Genomic DNA, 1077 nt, shown 5'->3' with positions numbered 1-1077 from the left:
TGTAATTCCCGGCCAGGTTGTGAACGCGTAGGCGTTCGATGGGGGTAAGTCCGCCGATACCAGTGTGGGCTCGGTGGTGGTTGTAGTGGTGCAGCCAGTCATCGTAGGTGGCGGCGCGGGCTTCGTCGCTGGTGTAGGTCTGGGCGTATGCCCACTCGGCGGCCAGGGTGCGGTTGAAACGTTCGACTTTTCCGTTGGTCTGGGGCCGGTAGGGTCGGGTGCGTTTGTGCTTGATGTCGGTTCCCAGCACTTCCGCGAAAACCTTTGACCGGTAACATGATCCGTTGTCAGTCAGGACGCGTTTGACGACGATCCCGTGAGCGTTGAAGAACGCGTTGGCCCGGGCCCAGAAGTCGGCCGCGGTCTGCTTGCGTTCGTCAGGCAGACTCTCGGAGTAGGCCAGCCGGGAGTGGTCATCGACGGCGTGATGCAAATAGGCGTACCCGCGGCCCTGCTTCTTGTTGTTGCGGTTACCGATCGTGCGGCCCAATTTACGGTGCCCGCCGCCGTCGGGGATACGACCCAGCTTCTTGATGTCGACATGCACCAGATCCCCCGGCGCAGCGTGCTCGTAGCGTCGCGGCTTGGGCCGGCGCACCGGCAGGCCGGTGTTCTGGTCCAGGTGGCGCAACAGCGGCATCCGGTAGCGCCGTAGCACCGCCTCCACCGTCGACCGGGCGATCTTGAGGTGAGCGGCGATACGGGGAGCTCCCCACCGCTTGGCGAACCGCAGCCCGATGATCCGGCGTTCTCGGCGTACCGGCAGCTGATGAGGGCAGCGGTGCGGCCGGCTGCTCACATCGTTCATGGCCGCTTCCCCGCCCGCGCGGTAGCGATCAGCCCACTTCTTGGCCGTGGCCGGCGAGCAATTGAAGCGTTCCCCGGCACGTCGCAGGGTCCAACCGTCATCAACGACGCACCGGGCCAACGCCAAACGGCCGCGCGGGGACAAGAACGCATTACGGTGAGTCATGAGGGCCTCTCGGTGGTCGGCGTGTGTGTGGTAACCACACCGATACCGGAGGCCCTCACCCGTTCGTCGCCGCCACGCCGTTCACAACCTCCCCAAGAGTTACA

1 protein-coding gene is annotated in these 1077 nt (G+C 64.9%); it reads right to left on the bottom strand.

Translation table 11 applies throughout. The features are described from left to right. Window positions 1-973 (bottom strand): IS481 family transposase (locus tag ACWDTP_RS38625; RefSeq protein WP_450028476.1); only part of this gene is annotated, 973 nt, incomplete at its 3' end. Window positions 974-1077 lie beyond the last annotated feature (104 nt).

It is taken from the genome of Mycobacterium sp. NPDC003449, assembly GCF_053588415.1.
The sequence above is the reverse complement of the archived record's forward strand: the minus strand, read 5'-3'. Positions and strand labels throughout refer to the sequence as shown.